Annotated in this window: 20 protein-coding genes, 2 tRNA genes and 1 pseudogene; 19 read left to right on the top strand and 4 right to left on the bottom strand. The window is 62.2% G+C overall.

The genetic code is table 11. From position 1 onward, the window contains the following. Positions 1-216 (bottom strand): annotated as a pseudogene (locus EN879_RS39340) (hypothetical protein); the annotation flags it as partial. A gap of 33 nt (positions 217-249) precedes the next feature. On the opposite strand from EN879_RS39340, the gene gcl reads away from it, so the two are divergent. From gcl to EN879_RS07220, 3 genes are all read left to right on the top strand, one after another. After that, positions 250-2,031: a glyoxylate carboligase gene (gene gcl / locus EN879_RS07230; protein ID WP_127273995.1), complete on the top strand. Its 1,782-nt coding sequence runs from the start codon at positions 250-252 to the stop codon at positions 2,029-2,031. 26 nt (positions 2,032-2,057) lie between these two features. Then, positions 2,058-2,855 carry a 2-oxo-tetronate isomerase gene (otnI, locus tag EN879_RS07225; protein ID WP_063168077.1) on the top strand — a complete coding sequence of 266 codons (798 nt, stop codon included), beginning with the start codon at positions 2,058-2,060 and terminating at the stop codon, positions 2,853-2,855. 159 nt (positions 2,856-3,014) lie between these two features. Next, a complete protein-coding gene (locus EN879_RS07220; protein WP_127273994.1) occupies positions 3,015-3,932 on the top strand; it encodes a 2-hydroxy-3-oxopropionate reductase in 918 nt (305 codons plus the stop codon). 110 nt (positions 3,933-4,042) lie between these two features. Here the strand turns inward: EN879_RS07220 and rlmB are convergent, their stop codons facing one another. Beyond that, positions 4,043-4,891 carry a 23S rRNA (guanosine(2251)-2'-O)-methyltransferase RlmB gene (rlmB, locus tag EN879_RS07215; RefSeq protein ID WP_063168075.1) on the bottom strand — a complete coding sequence of 283 codons (849 nt, stop codon included), beginning with the start codon at positions 4,889-4,891 and terminating at the stop codon, positions 4,043-4,045. A gap of 198 nt (positions 4,892-5,089) precedes the next feature. Between rlmB and EN879_RS07210 the strand changes: the two genes are divergently transcribed. Together EN879_RS07210 and EN879_RS07205 are read left to right on the top strand one after the other, a co-directional pair. Beyond that, positions 5,090-5,174: transfer RNA gene (locus EN879_RS07210), tRNA-Tyr, on the top strand. Between the two features lie 89 nt (positions 5,175-5,263). After that, positions 5,264-5,337 (top strand) — tRNA-Gly (locus EN879_RS07205). Positions 5,338-5,413: 76 nt separating this feature from the next. Here EN879_RS07205 and EN879_RS07200 read toward each other — a convergent pair. Beyond that, the gene (locus EN879_RS07200) at positions 5,414-5,878 is read right to left on the bottom strand and encodes a YidB family protein (RefSeq protein ID WP_024505802.1); all 465 of its coding nucleotides are present in this window, start codon (positions 5,876-5,878) and stop codon (positions 5,414-5,416) included. Positions 5,879-6,010: 132 nt separating this feature from the next. Between EN879_RS07200 and EN879_RS07195 the strand changes: the two genes are divergently transcribed. After that, positions 6,011-6,268: a GlsB/YeaQ/YmgE family stress response membrane protein gene (locus EN879_RS07195; RefSeq protein WP_013531402.1), complete on the top strand. Its 258-nt coding sequence runs from the start codon at positions 6,011-6,013 to the stop codon at positions 6,266-6,268. A 132-nt stretch (positions 6,269-6,400) separates the two neighbouring features. Here the strand turns inward: EN879_RS07195 and EN879_RS07190 are convergent, their stop codons facing one another. Beyond that, positions 6,401-7,288 carry a DMT family transporter gene (locus tag EN879_RS07190; RefSeq protein ID WP_063168074.1) on the bottom strand — a complete coding sequence of 296 codons (888 nt, stop codon included), beginning with the start codon at positions 7,286-7,288 and terminating at the stop codon, positions 6,401-6,403. A 312-nt stretch (positions 7,289-7,600) separates the two neighbouring features. Between EN879_RS07190 and tuf the strand changes: the two genes are divergently transcribed. The 13 genes from tuf to EN879_RS07125 form a co-directional block, all read left to right on the top strand. Continuing rightward, positions 7,601-8,776 carry an elongation factor Tu gene (tuf, locus tag EN879_RS07185; protein ID WP_013531404.1) on the top strand — a complete coding sequence of 392 codons (1,176 nt, stop codon included), beginning with the start codon at positions 7,601-7,603 and terminating at the stop codon, positions 8,774-8,776. A gap of 69 nt (positions 8,777-8,845) precedes the next feature. Next, positions 8,846-9,154: a 30S ribosomal protein S10 gene (gene rpsJ / locus EN879_RS07180; protein WP_010909272.1), complete on the top strand. Its 309-nt coding sequence runs from the start codon at positions 8,846-8,848 to the stop codon at positions 9,152-9,154. Between the two features lie 61 nt (positions 9,155-9,215). After that, positions 9,216-9,944, top strand: coding sequence for a 50S ribosomal protein L3 (gene rplC, locus EN879_RS07175; protein WP_013531422.1), 729 nt, complete (start codon positions 9,216-9,218; stop codon positions 9,942-9,944). Then, positions 9,944-10,564, top strand: coding sequence for a 50S ribosomal protein L4 (gene rplD, locus EN879_RS07170; protein ID WP_013531423.1), 621 nt, complete (start codon positions 9,944-9,946; stop codon positions 10,562-10,564). The genes rplC and rplD overlap by 1 nt, the downstream gene beginning before the upstream one ends. Continuing rightward, complete coding sequence (locus tag EN879_RS07165) at positions 10,561-10,854, top strand: 50S ribosomal protein L23 (RefSeq protein WP_013531424.1); 294 nt, start codon at positions 10,561-10,563, stop codon at positions 10,852-10,854. The genes rplD and EN879_RS07165 overlap by 4 nt, the downstream gene beginning before the upstream one ends. Positions 10,855-10,876: 22 nt before the next feature. Further along, positions 10,877-11,710, top strand: coding sequence for a 50S ribosomal protein L2 (rplB, locus tag EN879_RS07160; protein WP_013531425.1), 834 nt, complete (start codon positions 10,877-10,879; stop codon positions 11,708-11,710). A gap of 16 nt (positions 11,711-11,726) precedes the next feature. Further along, complete coding sequence (gene rpsS, locus EN879_RS07155) at positions 11,727-12,005, top strand: 30S ribosomal protein S19 (protein WP_006205463.1); 279 nt, start codon at positions 11,727-11,729, stop codon at positions 12,003-12,005. A 2-nt stretch (positions 12,006-12,007) separates the two neighbouring features. Then, a complete protein-coding gene (rplV, locus tag EN879_RS07150; RefSeq protein ID WP_006205462.1) occupies positions 12,008-12,397 on the top strand; it encodes a 50S ribosomal protein L22 in 390 nt (129 codons plus the stop codon). After that, positions 12,397-13,122: a 30S ribosomal protein S3 gene (gene rpsC / locus EN879_RS07145; RefSeq protein WP_013531426.1), complete on the top strand. Its 726-nt coding sequence runs from the start codon at positions 12,397-12,399 to the stop codon at positions 13,120-13,122. The genes rplV and rpsC overlap by 1 nt, the downstream gene beginning before the upstream one ends. A gap of 27 nt (positions 13,123-13,149) precedes the next feature. Then, entirely contained in the window at positions 13,150-13,563 is a 414-nt protein-coding gene (rplP, locus tag EN879_RS07140) for a 50S ribosomal protein L16 (RefSeq protein WP_013531427.1), read from the top strand. A gap of 13 nt (positions 13,564-13,576) precedes the next feature. Beyond that, complete coding sequence (gene rpmC, locus EN879_RS07135) at positions 13,577-13,777, top strand: 50S ribosomal protein L29 (protein WP_006205459.1); 201 nt, start codon at positions 13,577-13,579, stop codon at positions 13,775-13,777. Between the two features lie 11 nt (positions 13,778-13,788). Further along, the gene (gene rpsQ / locus EN879_RS07130; RefSeq protein WP_010909280.1) at positions 13,789-14,028 is read left to right on the top strand and encodes a 30S ribosomal protein S17; all 240 of its coding nucleotides are present in this window, start codon (positions 13,789-13,791) and stop codon (positions 14,026-14,028) included. Between the two features lie 83 nt (positions 14,029-14,111). Further along, positions 14,112-14,328, top strand: a 217-nt coding sequence (locus EN879_RS07125; RefSeq protein WP_206520925.1) for an uL14 family ribosomal protein, incomplete at its 3' end; no start/stop codon positions are given.

Genomic DNA, 14,328 nt, shown 5'->3' with positions numbered 1-14,328 from the left:
GGCCGGCCGCGCTGGCGTTGTTCCGTGGTTTCCATGGCGCCATTCTCGACCGATCTCGCCAAATGCACAATGAAAAAGTTTTTCACTAAAATCGCAGGCCGGATTCCTAGAAAACGGAAAATCCAATAAAATCAGCATATAGCCGTTGTTTTCTCTAAATGAAAAAATATTCTGAAAAAATTGAAAAATAGCCGGCGTGCTGGCATCCTCAGCCAATCCAACAATGACAAACCCGTGGAGGGCTGGAAAATGGCCAGGATGCGCGCTGTCGATGCCGCGGTTCTCGTTCTCGAAAAGGAAGGCATTTCCTGCGCTTTCGGCGTGCCGGGCGCGGCGATCAATCCGTTCTATTCGGCGCTGAAGGCGAGGGGAACGATCCGCCACGTGCTTGCCCGTCACGTCGAGGGCGCCTCGCACATGGCGGAAGGCTTTACCCGGGCCAAGGCAGGCAATATCGGCCTGTGCATCGGCACTTCGGGTCCGGCCGGCACCGACATGATCACCGGGCTCTATTCGGCCGCTGCGGATTCCATTCCGATCCTGTGCATCACCGGCCAGGCGCCGCGGGCGCGGCTGAACAAGGAGGATTTCCAGGCCGTCGACATATCAGCCATTGCCGCGCCGGTCGCCAAATGGGCGGTCACGGTCATGGAGCCCTATCTCGTCCCCATGGCGCTGCAGAAGGCCTTTCACCTGATGCGCTCGTCGCGGCCGGGTCCGGTGCTGATCGACCTGCCGGTCGACGTCCAGCTGGCCGAGATCGAATTCGACATCGATGCCTATGAGCCGTTGACGCCGTTCAAGCCGGCCATGACGCGCGCCCAGGCCGAAAAGGCGTTGACGATGCTCAACGCCGCCGAAAAGCCGCTGATCGTCGCCGGCGGCGGCATCATAAACGCCGATGCGTCGGATTTGCTGATCGAATTCGCCGAGATTTCAGGCGTGCCGGTCATCCCGACCTTGATGGGCTGGGGCGCGATCCCCGACGACCACCGGCTGATGGCCGGCATGTGCGGGCTGCAGACCTCGCACCGCTATGGCAATGCGACGATGCTGGAAGCCGATTTCGTCTTCGGCATCGGCAACCGCTGGGCCAACCGTCACACCGGCTCCGTCGATGTCTATACCAAGGGCAAAAAATTCATCCATGTCGACATCGAGCCGACGCAGATCGGCCGTGTCTTCGCGCCGGATCTCGGCGTCGTTTCGGATGCTGGTGCTGCGCTGAAGATGCTGCTCGACGTCGCCACCGAGTGGAAGACGGCAGGCAGACTGCGCGACTGGTCCGGCTGGGCGAAGGAATGCCAGGCTCGCAAGAAGACGATGAAGCGCAAGACGCATTTCGACCAGGTGCCGCTGAAGCCGCAGCGTGTCTATGAGGAGATGAACAAGGCGTTCGGCCGCGACGTCACCTATGTCACCACGATCGGCCTGTCGCAGATCGCCGGGGCGCAGTTCCTGCATGTCTACAAGCCGCGCAACTGGATCAATTGCGGCCAGGCCGGCCCGCTCGGCTGGACCTTGCCGGCTGCCCTTGGCGTGCGCGCCGCCGATCCCGACCGCACCATCGTGGCGCTGTCGGGCGACTATGATTTCCAGTTCATGATCGAGGAACTGGCGGTCGGTGCACAGCACAAGCTGCCCTATCTCCATGTCGTCGTGAACAACGCCTATCTCGGCTTGATCCGCCAGGCGCAGCGGGGTTTCTCGATGGACTTCGAGGTCGACCTTGCCTTCGAGAACATCAACCGGGCAGGCGATCCCGAGGCCGGCTATGGCGTCGACCATGTTGCCGTCGCCGAGGCGATGGGCTGCAAGGCGGTCAGGGTGCGCAAGCCGGAAGAGTTCGCCGGTGCCTTCAAGGAGTCGCAGCGGTTGATGAAAGAACACCGGGTTCCGGTTGTCCTCGAATTCATCCTCGACCGCGTCACCAACATCTCGATGGGCACCGAGATCGACAAGATCACCGAATTCGAGGAGCTTGCCGAGAGCCACGAAGATGCGCCGACGTCGATCGTCATGCTGGATTAGGCTTGGCGGAGAAAAGGAGAAAAAGAATGCCGCGTTTTTCAGCCAATCTTTCGATGCTCTTTGGCGAGCATGAGTTCCTCGACCGTTTCGATGCCGCCGCCCGCGCCGGCTTCAAGGGCGTCGAATATATCGGCCCCTATGACCATGCGCCCGATGTCGTCGCCGCCCGGCTGAAGAAGAACGGCCTGACCCAGGTGCTGTTCAACCTGCCGGCCGGCGACTGGGGCAAGGGCGAACGCGGCATTGCCGTGCTGCCGGACCGCGTGCCGGAATTCCGCCAGGGCATCGCCAAGGCGATCACCTACGCGCAGGCGCTCGGCTGCCAGCAGGTCAATTGCCTAGCCGGCATCGTGCCCACCGGCGCCGACCGCAAGGTGCTGGAGGACGTCTTTGCCGAAAACCTTGCCTTCGCGGCGGAAAAGCTGGAGCAGGCCGGCATCAGGCTGCTGATCGAGCCGATCAACACGCGCGATATCCCGGGCTTTTTTCTCAATTATACCGATCAGGCGTTGGCGCTTATCGACCGTGTCGGGTCGAAGAACCTGTTCCTGCAATACGACATCTATCACATGCAGATCATGGAGGGGGATCTCGCCCGTACCATCGAGGTAAACCTCGACCGCATCGCGCATATCCAGCTTGCGGACAATCCAGGCCGTCACGAGCCGGGGACGGGCGAGATCAATTTTCCCTTCCTGTACGAGCACATCGACCGCATCGGCTATTCCGGGTGGATCGGGGCGGAATACAAGCCGAAGGCCGGGACGGAGGCTGGGCTGGGGTGGTTTCAAGCATTAGCCGGGCAGGGAAGTGCTGCGGCCTAGCCAACGCCGCGCCCCCTCATCCGGCCCTTCGGGCCACCTTCTCCCCGGTGGGGAGAAGAGACAGGCACCAACGTCGGCTTCTCTTCTCCCCTCGGGGGAAGATGGCCGCGCTAGCGGCCGGATGAGGGGGCGTTTCACACAAGCAACTGGAGAACCAAAATGGAAACCATCGGCTTCATCGGCCTCGGCATCATGGGCGCACCGATGGCGGGGCACCTGTTGGACGCGGGCTACAGGATCATAGCCAGCGACCATCGATCGCAACTCTCAGCCGATCTCGTCGCCAAGGGCCTAACGTCAGTCACCGGCCATGCTGCCGTGGCGAAGGCCGCCGACATCATCATTCTGATGGTGCCCGACACACCGCAGGTCGCCGATGTGCTGTTTCACGAGAACGGCGTCGCGTCCGGTCTGACCAAAGGCAAGCTGGTCATCGACATGAGCTCGATCTCACCGATCGAGACCAAGATTTTTGCCAGGAAAATCAACGATCTAGGCTGCGACTATCTCGACGCGCCGGTCTCGGGCGGCGAGGTTGGCGCCAAGGCGGCGTCGCTCACCATCATGGTCGGCGGCGAGGAGAAACCCTTCGAGCGCGCCAAGCCCGTGTTCGAGAAGAACGGCAAGAACATCACCCTGGTCGGGCCCAACGGCGTTGGCCAGACCACCAAGGTGGCCAACCAGATCGTCGTCGCGCTGACCATTGAAGCCGTCGCCGAAGCGCTTGTTTTTGCTTCGAAAGCCGGCGCGGATCCGGCCAAGGTCAGGCAGGCGCTGATGGGCGGGCTGGCGGCTTCGCGCATTCTGGAAGTGCATGGCGAGCGTATGGTCAAGCGCACCTTCGCCCCGGGTTTTCGGATCGAACTGCACCAGAAGGATCTGAACCTCGCGCTGGAGGGCGCGAAAGCGCTCGGCGTGTCGCTGCCCAACACGTCGACCACGCAGCAGCTGTTCAACGCCTGCGCGGCCAATGGCGGCGCCAAGGAGGATCATTCGGCCCTGGTCAGGGCGCTGGAGAGGATGGCCGATTTCGAGGTCGGCAGCGAGGCAGCCGGCACCCGGGGCAAAGCGGCATAGGTCAGGAGAGGGCGGCGCAACGTTCCCAAGCCGCCAACTCCTGGCCCATCGAAGAACGGGTTCCGGCGTCTATGGCCGGAACCCGTTTCTCGTTTCGAGATGTTTTTGGCTTAGCCGCGCTTCAAAAATGCCCGTGCCACGTAAAGGCTGATCGCCGCGGCATTCGATACGTTGAGCGAATGGATGGCGCCGGGCATGTCGAGCCGCGCCAGCGTGGTCACCGTCTCGCGGGTCTTCTGGCGCAGGCCTTTGCCTTCGGCGCCCAGCACCAGGGCGATCTTTTCTCCGGCAAAGCTCTTTTCGAGTTCGGCCGGCGCGTCCGAATCAAGCCCGATGGTGCGAAAGCCGGCCTCGTGCAGCTGGCCGAGCGCTTCGGCGAGGTTCTTCACCTCGATCTGGTCGATGTGCTCCAGCGCGCCCGAGGCGGATTTCGCCAGCACGCCCGATTCCTGCGGGCTGTGGCGGGCCGTGGTGATCAGCGCGCCGGCGCCGAAGGCGACCGCCGAGCGCAGGATGGCGCCGACATTGTGCGGGTCGGTGATCTGGTCGAGCACCAGCACCAGATTCGCGTCACCAAGCGCATCGAGCCGCTTGGCTTTAAGCGGCTCGGCCTCGATCAGCACACCCTGATGCACGGCATCCGACCCTGTGATCTTGTCGATATCCCTGGGTTCGACCAGTTCCGTCTTGAAGGGCAGGGCGGCGAGATCGGCGATTTCGAGGCGCTCGGCCGCATTGCGCGTCACCAGCATCTTCCTGATCTTGCGGCGCGGATTGTCGAGTGCGGCGCGAACCGTGTGCAGGCCGTAGAGCCGCACCAGTCCGTCCGCGGCATTTTCGCCCGGCGGAACCGGCTGTCGAGGCCGGAACGCCGGCGCGCCGCCGCTTTTCTCGTCGCGATAGGCGCGGCGCAGCTTGGCGTAATGGGTGTCTTTGGGGGTGTTGGTTTTATCGCTCATGGCTGGCTTCTATAGCGGTGTCCTCCGGCCAAGGATATGGCCCGCCGTCACAGCCGGCGAACAACATCGAAAAACGCTGGCTGCGCGGTTGACACCCAATGGCCTTGCCGCCATAAGGCGCTGCGCTGGTTTCGGAGAACACATAACTCGGGTCCGGATCGGCGTGAATGCCTCGTTGCATGGCTCCGGCGGCAGACTGGAGAGGTGCCCGAGTGGTTAAAGGGGACGGACTGTAAATCCGTTAGCTTAGCTTACGTTGGTTCGAATCCAACCCTCTCCACCACTGCCGGCCCGGAAGCCCTGAAACGCGACAAGAATCGGACCGAAAAGTGCATGGCGCTTTTCGGATGAATCCGGTACTTCAGGTAAGGCGCGGGTATAGCTCAGTGGTAGAGCAGCAGCCTTCCAAGCTGAATATGCGGGTTCGATTCCCGCTACCCGCTCCAGACACTCATCCCATCACCGGCAAGCCGAAGCACTGCGCACGAAGCGCAGCGCTCCAATTGTCGTGGCTGCGCCGCGTCAGCTGTTGAACGCGGATGCGACCTGGTGCTGCTGCGGCACCTGGCCATTCGGCGTCAGCTTGTCGACGATGCCGGGCAGGGCGGTGGACAGTTGCTTGAGCAGTTCCTGCTCGTCCAGTCCGGTCCGTTGCGCGATCTCGCGGATGATCTGCGGTCCGATCGCGGCGCCAAGATCGTTGGCGTTGATCGACTGGTTCTGGCCGGTTCCGACCCAGGAGTCCGCGGTGTTGCCGTGACCGGCGTCCCGGAGCTTTTCGAGCAGTCCGCCCAGGCCGCCCAGCAGGCCACCGTCGGCGGATGTGGTTTCCGTCGGGACGGGGGCGGTCGGAGCGGGCACGGGAGACTGTTCCGGCTCTTCGGCACTTCTGCCGCTCAGCATCTTGCCGACCAGCAATGCGCCGAGTGCGATCATCAGAGGTTTGGTGATGTTGCCGCCGGGAACGGCGTTGTCAAAAAGTCCCATCGTGGATCCTCCATAGCGACCAAGGCCCGACCCCTCCTCAACAATGAAGCATTCGGGCGGAATTTCAAGCTGGCTTGAGGTTTTGACAATCATATGAAAATGTTCGGCTGGCGAGGGGATGGAGAGGAAAAAATGGGTATCATCAGCTGGATCATTCTCGGCGTGGTCGCCGGCTTCATAGGCAGCAAGATCGTCAACAAGACCGGCCAGGGTGTCATAATGGATATCGTGCTGGGCATCGTCGGCGCCATTGTCGGCGGGCTGATCTTCAGTGCCTTCGGCGCATCAGGCGTCACCGGTCTCAACATCTACAGCCTGATCGTTGCCGTCATCGGGGCGGTGGTTGTTCTGTGGGCCTACCATCAGTTCAGCGCAAGGCGGACGCTTTAGGCGCCTGCGGATCGTCTGAGGTTTCGAGTTTCTGAAGGCAAGACCGGCTTCAGGCCGGTATGCCCGGCTGTGGCTTGCCTATGGCATCGGGGCGGCGAAAACAAAGATCGGCGTTCCCGCAATGAAACGAGGCTAGGCGACGACGGCCAACCGGCGCTGGCGCTGATCCAGCGACACGATGGTCAGCCCGCTGCCGACGACCAGCAGGATGCCACAGACCGCCAGTGTGTTGGGGAATTGCCCGAACACCAGCAGGCCCGAAATGACCGCCCAGACGGTGAAGCAATAGTAGAACGGCGCCACGGCGCTGGTCGGTCCGACGCGATAGGCCATGAAGATGAAGAAGTGGCCGAAGATCAGGAAAAATCCAGCACCTGCCATCAGCAGCAGGTGATGCGCCCCGGGCATGACCCAGCGCTCGGAAACAAGATGCGCGGCGCCGGCGCCGATCAGCACCACCACGACGGCGGAAATCGCCACGATCATCCCCGGCACCTCGGCCGAGACCCGCCGGCCGGCTAGGTCGCGCGCCGCTGCAAGGGCTGCGTTGCCGAGCGCCAGCAGGGCATAGACCGAAATGCCTTGCATGGTCGGCTGCGCCACCATCAGCGCGCCGACGAAGCCGAGCCCGATCAGCGCCATGCGCCGGCCGCCGATCCGCTCGCCAAACAGGATCGAGGAGCCAACCAGCATCAAGAGCGGCGTGATCTGGCCGAGCGCGGTGGAATCGGCGATCTGCATGTTGGCGAGCGCGACCACATAGCAAAGGATCGCCGCCAGCTCGAGCACGTTCCGGCTCAGGACGCGCTTGTCGAAGATCAGCGGGATCTGCTTGCCGTAGCCCAGCGCGAACAGCAGCGGGAAGCCCCAGAGGGCCGCCGCGGCACCCCGCAGAAACAGCACCTCATAAGACGGCAGGCCCGCCGTCGCGAGCTTCATCATTGTATCGTTGACGAGATACGACCCCGTCGAGACGATCATGAACAGCGGGCCGCGGATAGAGACAGGGATGAAATGCATCCGGCCACAAGATCAGAGGCGGATGGCGGCGGCAATGGTCCATGGCCTGGCCATGATTCAGACAGGGCCGGGCAAGCAAGCCGGCGCTTTCGCGGCCTCGATCGGTCGGCCCGCTACCCCTTCATTTTGCCCGGAGCCTTCCTATATCAGCGCCACATCCCCGCAATCGGATCGATGGTTCGGACTGAGTGAGACGGCACCCGGCCAAAAGACGCTTGTGTTTTTTGGCCTTTGTCGCTAATCGCCCCGCATTCGACTGAACTGAAGGTCTTCGACCGAACTGAAGATCCGGGCCGTCCAAGGAAAGAGACAATGGCAAAAGGTAAATTCGAGCGTAACAAGCCTCACGTGAACATCGGCACGATTGGCCACGTCGACCATGGCAAGACGTCGCTGACGGCGGCGATCACCAAGTATTTTGGCGAATACAAGCGCTACGACCAGATCGACGCTGCCCCTGAAGAGAAGGCGCGCGGCATCACGATCTCGACGGCTCACGTCGAATACGAGACGGCCAACCGCCACTACGCTCACGTCGACTGCCCCGGCCACGCCGACTATGTGAAGAACATGATCACCGGCGCCGCGCAGATGGACGGCGCGATCCTGGTCGTGTCGGCTGCCGACGGCCCGATGCCGCAGACCCGCGAGCACATCCTGCTGGCCCGTCAGGTCGGCGTGCCGTCGATCGTGGTGTTCCTGAACAAGGTCGACCAGGTCGACGACGCCGAGCTGCTCGAACTGGTCGAGCTCGAGGTTCGCGAGCTTCTGACCAAGAACGAATTCCCCGGCGACGACATTCCGATCGTCAAGGGTTCGGCTCTGGCTGCTCTCGAAGACTCGGACAAGAAGATCGGTGAAGACGCGATCCGCGAGCTGATGGCTGCGGTCGATGCCTACATCCCGACGCCGGTTCGTCCGCTCGACAAGCCGTTCCTGATGCCGATCGAGGACGTGTTCTCGATCTCGGGCCGCGGCACGGTCGTGACCGGCCGCGTCGAGCGCGGCGTGGTCAAGGTCGGCGAGGAACTCGAGATCATCGGCATCCGTCCGACGACCAAGACGACCTGCACGGGCGTGGAAATGTTCCGCAAGCTGCTCGATCAGGGCCAGGCTGGCGACAACATCGGCGCGCTGCTGCGCGGCGTTGATCGTGAAGGTGTCGAGCGCGGCCAGGTTCTGGCCAAGCCGGGCACGGTGAAGCCGCACAAGAAGTTCGTGGCCGAAGCCTACATCCTGACCAAGGACGAAGGTGGCCGTCACACGCCGTTCTTCACCAACTACCGTCCGCAGTTCTACTTCCGCACGACCGACGTGACCGGCATCGTGTCGCTGCCGGAAGGCACCGAGATGGTGATGCCGGGCGACAACATCACGGTCGATGTCGAGCTGATCGTGCCGATCGCCATGGAAGAGAAGCTGCGCTTCGCTATCCGTGAAGGCGGCCGCACCGTCGGTGCCGGCATCGTCGTCACCATCAAAGAGTAATTTGGACTTAAACCGATCTGTCGCGGGCGCGGGAGTTGCCCGCGCCGCGCCAGAACAAGGAAGTGACGCATGAACGGACAGAATATCCGCATCCGCCTTAAGGCGTTTGACCACCGCGTGCTCGACGCCTCGACGAAGGAAATCGTGTCGACGGCCAAGCGTACCGGTGCAAACGTCCGCGGCCCCATTCCGCTGCCGACGCGGATCGAAAAGTTCACGGTCAACCGGTCGCCTCACGTCGACAAGAAGAGCCGCGAGCAGTTCGAGATGCGCACGCACAAGCGTCTGCTCGACATCGTCGATCCGACCCCGCAGACGGTCGATGCTTTGATGAAGCTCGATCTGGCCGCCGGCGTCGACGTCGAGATCAAGCTCTAAGGGAATGAGAGCGCGGTAAGGGGCGGTGCCCCTGGCCCGGAACTCTAAAGGAATTGAACCGATGCGTTCAGGTGTGATTGCAAAGAAGGTGGGAATGACCCGCATCTATAACGATGCCGGGGAACATGTTCCCGTCACCGTTCTCCTGATGGAGAACTGCCAGGTCGTGGCCCAGCGCACGCAAGAGAAGAATGGCTACACCGCCGTTCAGCTCGGCGTTGGCCTTGCCAAGGTGAAGAACACGTCGAAGGCGATGCGCGGCCATTTCGCGACCGCTTCCGTCGAGCCGAAGGCGAAGGTCGCCGAGTTCCGCGTCTCCGCCGACAACATGATCGATGTCGGCGCCGAGATCACCGTCGAGCACTTCGTCGCCGGCCAGAAGGTCGATGTGACGGGCACGACGATCGGCAAGGGCTTTCAGGGCGTCATCAAGCGCCACCACATGGGCGGTGGCCGTGCAACGCACGGTAACTCGGTTTCGCACCGTACGCACGGTTCGACCGGCCAGCGCCAGGACCCGGGCAAGGTGTTCAAGGGCAAGCATATGGCTGGCCACATGGGCGACACCCGCGTCACCACGCAGAATGTCGAGATCGTATCGACCGACGCCGACCGCGGCCTGATCCTGATCCGCGGTGCGGTTCCCGGATCGAAGGGCGCCTGGATCCTGGTTCGCGATGCGGCCAAGGTGGCACTGCCGGCCAATGCGCCGAAGCCTGCCGCGATCCGCGCCGTTGCTGCCGAAAGTGGCGCCAAGAACGAGGCTCCGGCCACAGAGGGAGCGGAATAATGGATCTCAAGATCACAACGCTGGGCGGCAAGGACGCCGGCAAGGTGGAACTCTCCGACGAGATTTTCGGCCTTGATCCGCGCGAAGACATCCTGCAGCGCGTCGTGCGCTGGCAGCTTGCCAAGAAGCAGCAGGGCACGCACAAGACCAAGGGTCGCGCCGAGATCGCGCGCACCGGCGCCAAGATGTACAAGCAGAAGGGTACGGGCCGCGCCCGTCACCATTCGGCACGCGCTCCGCAGTTCCGCGGCGGCGGCAAGGCCCACGGCCCGGTCGTTCGCAGCCACGAGCACGAACTGCCGAAGAAGGTTCGCGCTCTCGGCCTCAAGCATGCTCTCTCGGCCAAGGCCAAGAGCGCGTCGATCATCATCATCGACGAGCTGAAGCTGACCGAGGCCAAGACGAAGGCGCTGATCGCGAATTTCGCGACGCTGGGCCTGACCAATGCTTTGCTGATCGGCGGCGCCGAGCTTGACAAGAACTTCAAGCTGGCGGCGACGAACATCCCCAACATCGACGTGCTGCCCATCCAGGGCATCAACGTCTACGACATTCTGCGCCGCGGCACGCTGGTCCTTTCGAAGGCCGCCGTCGAGGCTCTCGAGGAGCGTTTTAAATGACCGACCTTCGTCATTACGACGTGATCGTCTCGCCGGCGATCACCGAAAAGTCGACCATGGCCTCCGAGCAGAACAAGGTCGTCTTCAACGTCGCCAAGAAGGCGTCGAAGCCGGAAATCAAGGCCGCCGTCGAAGCGCTGTTCGGCGTCAAGGTGATGGCCGTGAACACGCTTGTCCGCAAGGGCAAGATCAAGCGCTTCCGTGGCACGGTTGGCCGCCAGAGCGACGTCAAGAAGGCGGTTGTGACGCTGGCCGATGGCCAGTCGATCGACGTCGCGACGGGTCTCTGAGCAAGGCCGCGAGGACAGAACAATGGCACTGAAAAAATTCAACCCGGTAACGCCCAGCACCCGTCAGCTGGTCATCGTCGACCGCTCGGGCCTCTACAAGGGCAAGCCCGTCAAGGGTCTGACCGAAGGCCTGACCAAGTCGGGCGGCCGCAACAATCACGGTCGCATCACCGCCCGCTTCATCGGCGGTGGTCACAAGCGTTCGTACCGCATCATCGACTTCAAGCGCCGCAAGTTCGACGTCGTCGGCACGGTCGAGCGCATTGAGTACGATCCGAACCGCACCGCCTTCATCGCGCTGATCAAGTATGAGGATGGCGAGCTGTCCTACATCATCGCTCCGCAGCGTCTGGCTCCCGGCGACAAGATCGTGTCCGGTGAATCGGTCGACGTGAAGCCGGGCAATGCGATGCCGCTGGCTTCGATGCCGGTCGGCACCATCGTCCACAACATCGAGCTGAAGCCGGGCAAGGGCGCTCAGGTCGCCCGTTCGGCAGGTGGTTACGGTCAGCTGGTCGGTCGTGACCAGGGCATGGCGATCCTGCGCCTCAATTCGGGCGAGCAGCGTGTCGTTCACGGCTCCTGCATGGCCACTGTTGGCGCCGTGTCCAATCCGGACCACGGCAACATCAATGACGGCAAGGCCGGTCGCACGGTCTGGCGTGGCAAGCGCCCGCACAATCGCGGCGTGACCATGAACCCGGTCGACCATCCGCACGGCGGCGGCGAAGGCCGCACATCGGGTGGCCGCCATCCGGTTTCGCCCTGGGGCAAGCCGACCAAGGGCAAGAAGACGCGGTCCAACAAGGCGACCGACAAGTTCATCCTGCGCTCGCGCCATCAGCGCAAGAGCTAAGAAGAGGTAACGCCAAGTGACTCGTTCGATTTGGAAAGGCCCCTTCATTGACGGCTACCTTCTCAAGAAGGTGGACAAGGTTCGTGAAGGTGGTCGCAATGAGGTGATCAAGATGTGGAGCCGTCGCTCCACCATCCTGCCGCAGTTCGTCGGCTTCACCTTCGGTGTCTACAACGGCCAGAAGCATGTTCCCGTCTCGGTGAACGAGGACATGGTCGGTCACAAGTTCGGTGAATTCGCTCCGACCCGGACCTATTACGGTCACGGCGCGGATAAGAAGGCGAAGAGGAAATAATCATGGGCAAGGCCAAAGCTCCGCGCAGGCTTGCTGATAACGAAGCGCGCGCCGTATTGCGCACGATCCGTATCAGCCCGCAGAAGCTGAACCTGGTTGCCGCGCTGATCCGCGGCAAGAAGGTCGCGACAGCGCTTTCCGATCTCGAATTCTCGGCCAAGCGGATTTCCGGCACGGTCAAGAAGACGCTGGAATCGGCAATCGCCAACGCGGAAAACAACCACGACCTGGATGTCGATGCGCTGATCGTGGCGGAAGCCTATGTCGGCAAGTCGATCGTCATGAAGCGGTTCCATGCCCGTGGCCGCGGTCGCGCCAGCCGTATCGAGAAGCCGTTCTCGCACCTCACGATCGTCGTTCGTGAAGTCGAAGAAAAAGGGGAGGCCGCATAATGGGCCAGAAAGTCAATCCGATCGGTCTTCGCCTCGGCATCAACCGCACCTGGGATTCGCGCTGGTTCGCGAACACCGGCGAGTACGGCAAGCTGCTGCATGAGGACATCAAGATCCGCAAGTATCTCGAGAAGGAGCTCAAGCAGGCTGCCATCTCGAAGGTCGTGATCGAGCGTCCGCACAAGAAGTGCCGCGTCACCATCCATGCCGCGCGCCCGGGTCTGATCATCGGCAAGAAGGGCGCCGACATCGAGAAGCTTCGCAAGAAGCTGATGGAGATGACGAAGTCCGAGACGCACCTCAACATCGTTGAAGTGCGCAAGCCGGAGATCGACGCGACCCTGGTCGCCCAGTCGATCGCCCAGCAGCTCGAGCGTCGTATCGCGTTCCGCCGCGCCATGAAGCGTGCCGTTCAGTCGGCGATGCGCCTCGGTGCCGAAGGCATCCGCATCAACTGCGCCGGCCGCCTCGGCGGCGCTGAGATCGCGCGTATGGAATGGTATCGCGAAGGTCGCGTGCCGCTGCATACGCTGCGTGCGGACGTCGACTACGGTACGGCCGAAGCGCACACGGCTTATGGCATCTGCGGCGTCAAGGTCTGGGTGTTCAAGGGCGAGATCCTTGAGCATGACCCGATGGCTTCGGAGCGTCGGGCCAGCGAAAGCGATGCAGCGCATGGCGGTGGTGGTGATCGCGAACGCGGTCGTCGTCGCGAAAACGCCTGAGACATTTAGGAATTTGGAGTTAGAACGATGCTGCAGCCAAAGCGCACAAAGTTCCGCAAGCAGTTCAAGGGCCGTATCCATGGTACCGCAAAGGGCGGCACCAACCTGGATTTCGGTGGTTTCGGGCTGAAGGCGCTTGAGCCGAACCGCGTCACCGCACGTGAGATCGAGGCGGCCCGCCGCGCGATCACCCGTGAAATGAAGCGCGCTGGTCGCGTCTGGATCCGTATTTTCCCGGACGTGCCGGTCACTTCGAAGCCGACCGAAGTCCGCATGGGTAAGGGCAAGGGCGCGGTCGATTATTGGGCGGCGCGCGTCAAGCCAGGCCGCATCATGTTCGAGATCGACGGCGTCAATGAAGAAACCGCCCGTGAGGCACTGCGTCTCGGCGCGGCCAAGCTCTCGGTCAAGACGCGCTTCGTGCAGCGCATCGCAGAATAAGGACGGGCTGATCATGAAAGCCGAAGACATCCGGACCAAGACCCAGGACCAGCTGACCGACGACCTGGCCAGCCTGAAGAAGGAGCAGTTCAACCTGCGCTTCCAGAAGGCCACCGGCCAGCTCGAGAAGACCGCGCGCGTGAGACAGGTTCGTAAGGACATTGCGCGTATCAAGACCATCGCTGCGGAAAAGTCCGCGGCTAAGAAGGCTTAAGGACGAAAACCATGCCAAAGCGCATTCTGCAGGGCACCGTCGTCAGCGACAAGAACGAGAAGACGGTTGTCGTCAAGGTCGAACGGCGCTTCACGCATCCCGTGATGAAGAAGACCGTGCGCATGACCAAGAAGTACAAGGCGCACGACGAGAACAACGCCCACAAGGTTGGCGATCAGGTGTTCATCCAGGAATCGAAGCCGATTTCCAAGGACAAGCGCTGGATCGTCGTGTCTTCGGACCAAGCCTGACCTCGGGCGTAAACAACGAATTTTGGACAGACCGGGGAGGGGCTTTGAGCCCATCCCGTTAGAAGAGAAGAAGGCGGCCAGTCATGATTCAGATGCAAACAAACCTCGACGTCGCGGATAATTCCGGCGCCCGTCGTGTCATGTGCATCAAGGTGCTGGGCGGCTCGAAGCGGAAATACGCTTCCGTGGGCGACATCATCGTGGTGTCGATCAAGGAAGCCATTCCGCGCGGCCGCGTGAAGAAGGGCGATGTGATGAAGGCGGTCGTGGTTCGCACGGCCAAGGACATTCGCCGCCCGG

This window comes from Mesorhizobium sp. M7A.F.Ca.AU.002.02.1.1 (assembly GCF_003998535.1).
GTDB lineage: Bacteria > Pseudomonadota > Alphaproteobacteria > Rhizobiales > Rhizobiaceae > Mesorhizobium > Mesorhizobium ciceri.
Note: the sequence above shows the minus strand (reverse complement) of the source record. Positions and strands in the feature narration are given on the sequence as shown.

Bases quoted from the DNA above. Each gene is read 5' to 3' on its own strand.
- rpsC (WP_013531426.1), top strand. From the start codon at position 12,397: ATGGGCCAGAAAGTCAATCCGATCGGTCTTCGCCTCGGCATCAACCGC.
- EN879_RS07165 (WP_013531424.1), top strand. From the start codon at position 10,561: ATGACCGACCTTCGTCATTACGACGTGATCGTCTCGCCGGCGATCACC.
- rlmB (WP_063168075.1), bottom strand. From the start codon at position 4,891: ATGAGCGATAAAACCAACACCCCCAAAGACACCCATTACGCCAAGCTG.
- EN879_RS07190 (WP_063168074.1), bottom strand. From the start codon at position 7,288: ATGCATTTCATCCCTGTCTCTATCCGCGGCCCGCTGTTCATGATCGTC.
- EN879_RS07200 (WP_024505802.1), bottom strand. From the start codon at position 5,878: ATGGGACTTTTTGACAACGCCGTTCCCGGCGGCAACATCACCAAACCT.
- gcl (WP_127273995.1), top strand. From the start codon at position 250: ATGGCCAGGATGCGCGCTGTCGATGCCGCGGTTCTCGTTCTCGAAAAG.
- EN879_RS07195 (WP_013531402.1), top strand. From the start codon at position 6,011: ATGGGTATCATCAGCTGGATCATTCTCGGCGTGGTCGCCGGCTTCATA.
- rplP (WP_013531427.1), top strand. From the start codon at position 13,150: ATGCTGCAGCCAAAGCGCACAAAGTTCCGCAAGCAGTTCAAGGGCCGT.
- tuf (WP_013531404.1), top strand. From the start codon at position 7,601: ATGGCAAAAGGTAAATTCGAGCGTAACAAGCCTCACGTGAACATCGGC.
- rplD (WP_013531423.1), top strand. From the start codon at position 9,944: ATGGATCTCAAGATCACAACGCTGGGCGGCAAGGACGCCGGCAAGGTG.
- rpsQ (WP_010909280.1), top strand. From the start codon at position 13,789: ATGCCAAAGCGCATTCTGCAGGGCACCGTCGTCAGCGACAAGAACGAG.
- rplC (WP_013531422.1), top strand. From the start codon at position 9,216: ATGCGTTCAGGTGTGATTGCAAAGAAGGTGGGAATGACCCGCATCTAT.
- rpsJ (WP_010909272.1), top strand. From the start codon at position 8,846: ATGAACGGACAGAATATCCGCATCCGCCTTAAGGCGTTTGACCACCGC.
- rplV (WP_006205462.1), top strand. From the start codon at position 12,008: ATGGGCAAGGCCAAAGCTCCGCGCAGGCTTGCTGATAACGAAGCGCGC.
- rplB (WP_013531425.1), top strand. From the start codon at position 10,877: ATGGCACTGAAAAAATTCAACCCGGTAACGCCCAGCACCCGTCAGCTG.
- rpmC (WP_006205459.1), top strand. From the start codon at position 13,577: ATGAAAGCCGAAGACATCCGGACCAAGACCCAGGACCAGCTGACCGAC.
- otnI (WP_063168077.1), top strand. From the start codon at position 2,058: ATGCCGCGTTTTTCAGCCAATCTTTCGATGCTCTTTGGCGAGCATGAG.
- EN879_RS07220 (WP_127273994.1), top strand. From the start codon at position 3,015: ATGGAAACCATCGGCTTCATCGGCCTCGGCATCATGGGCGCACCGATG.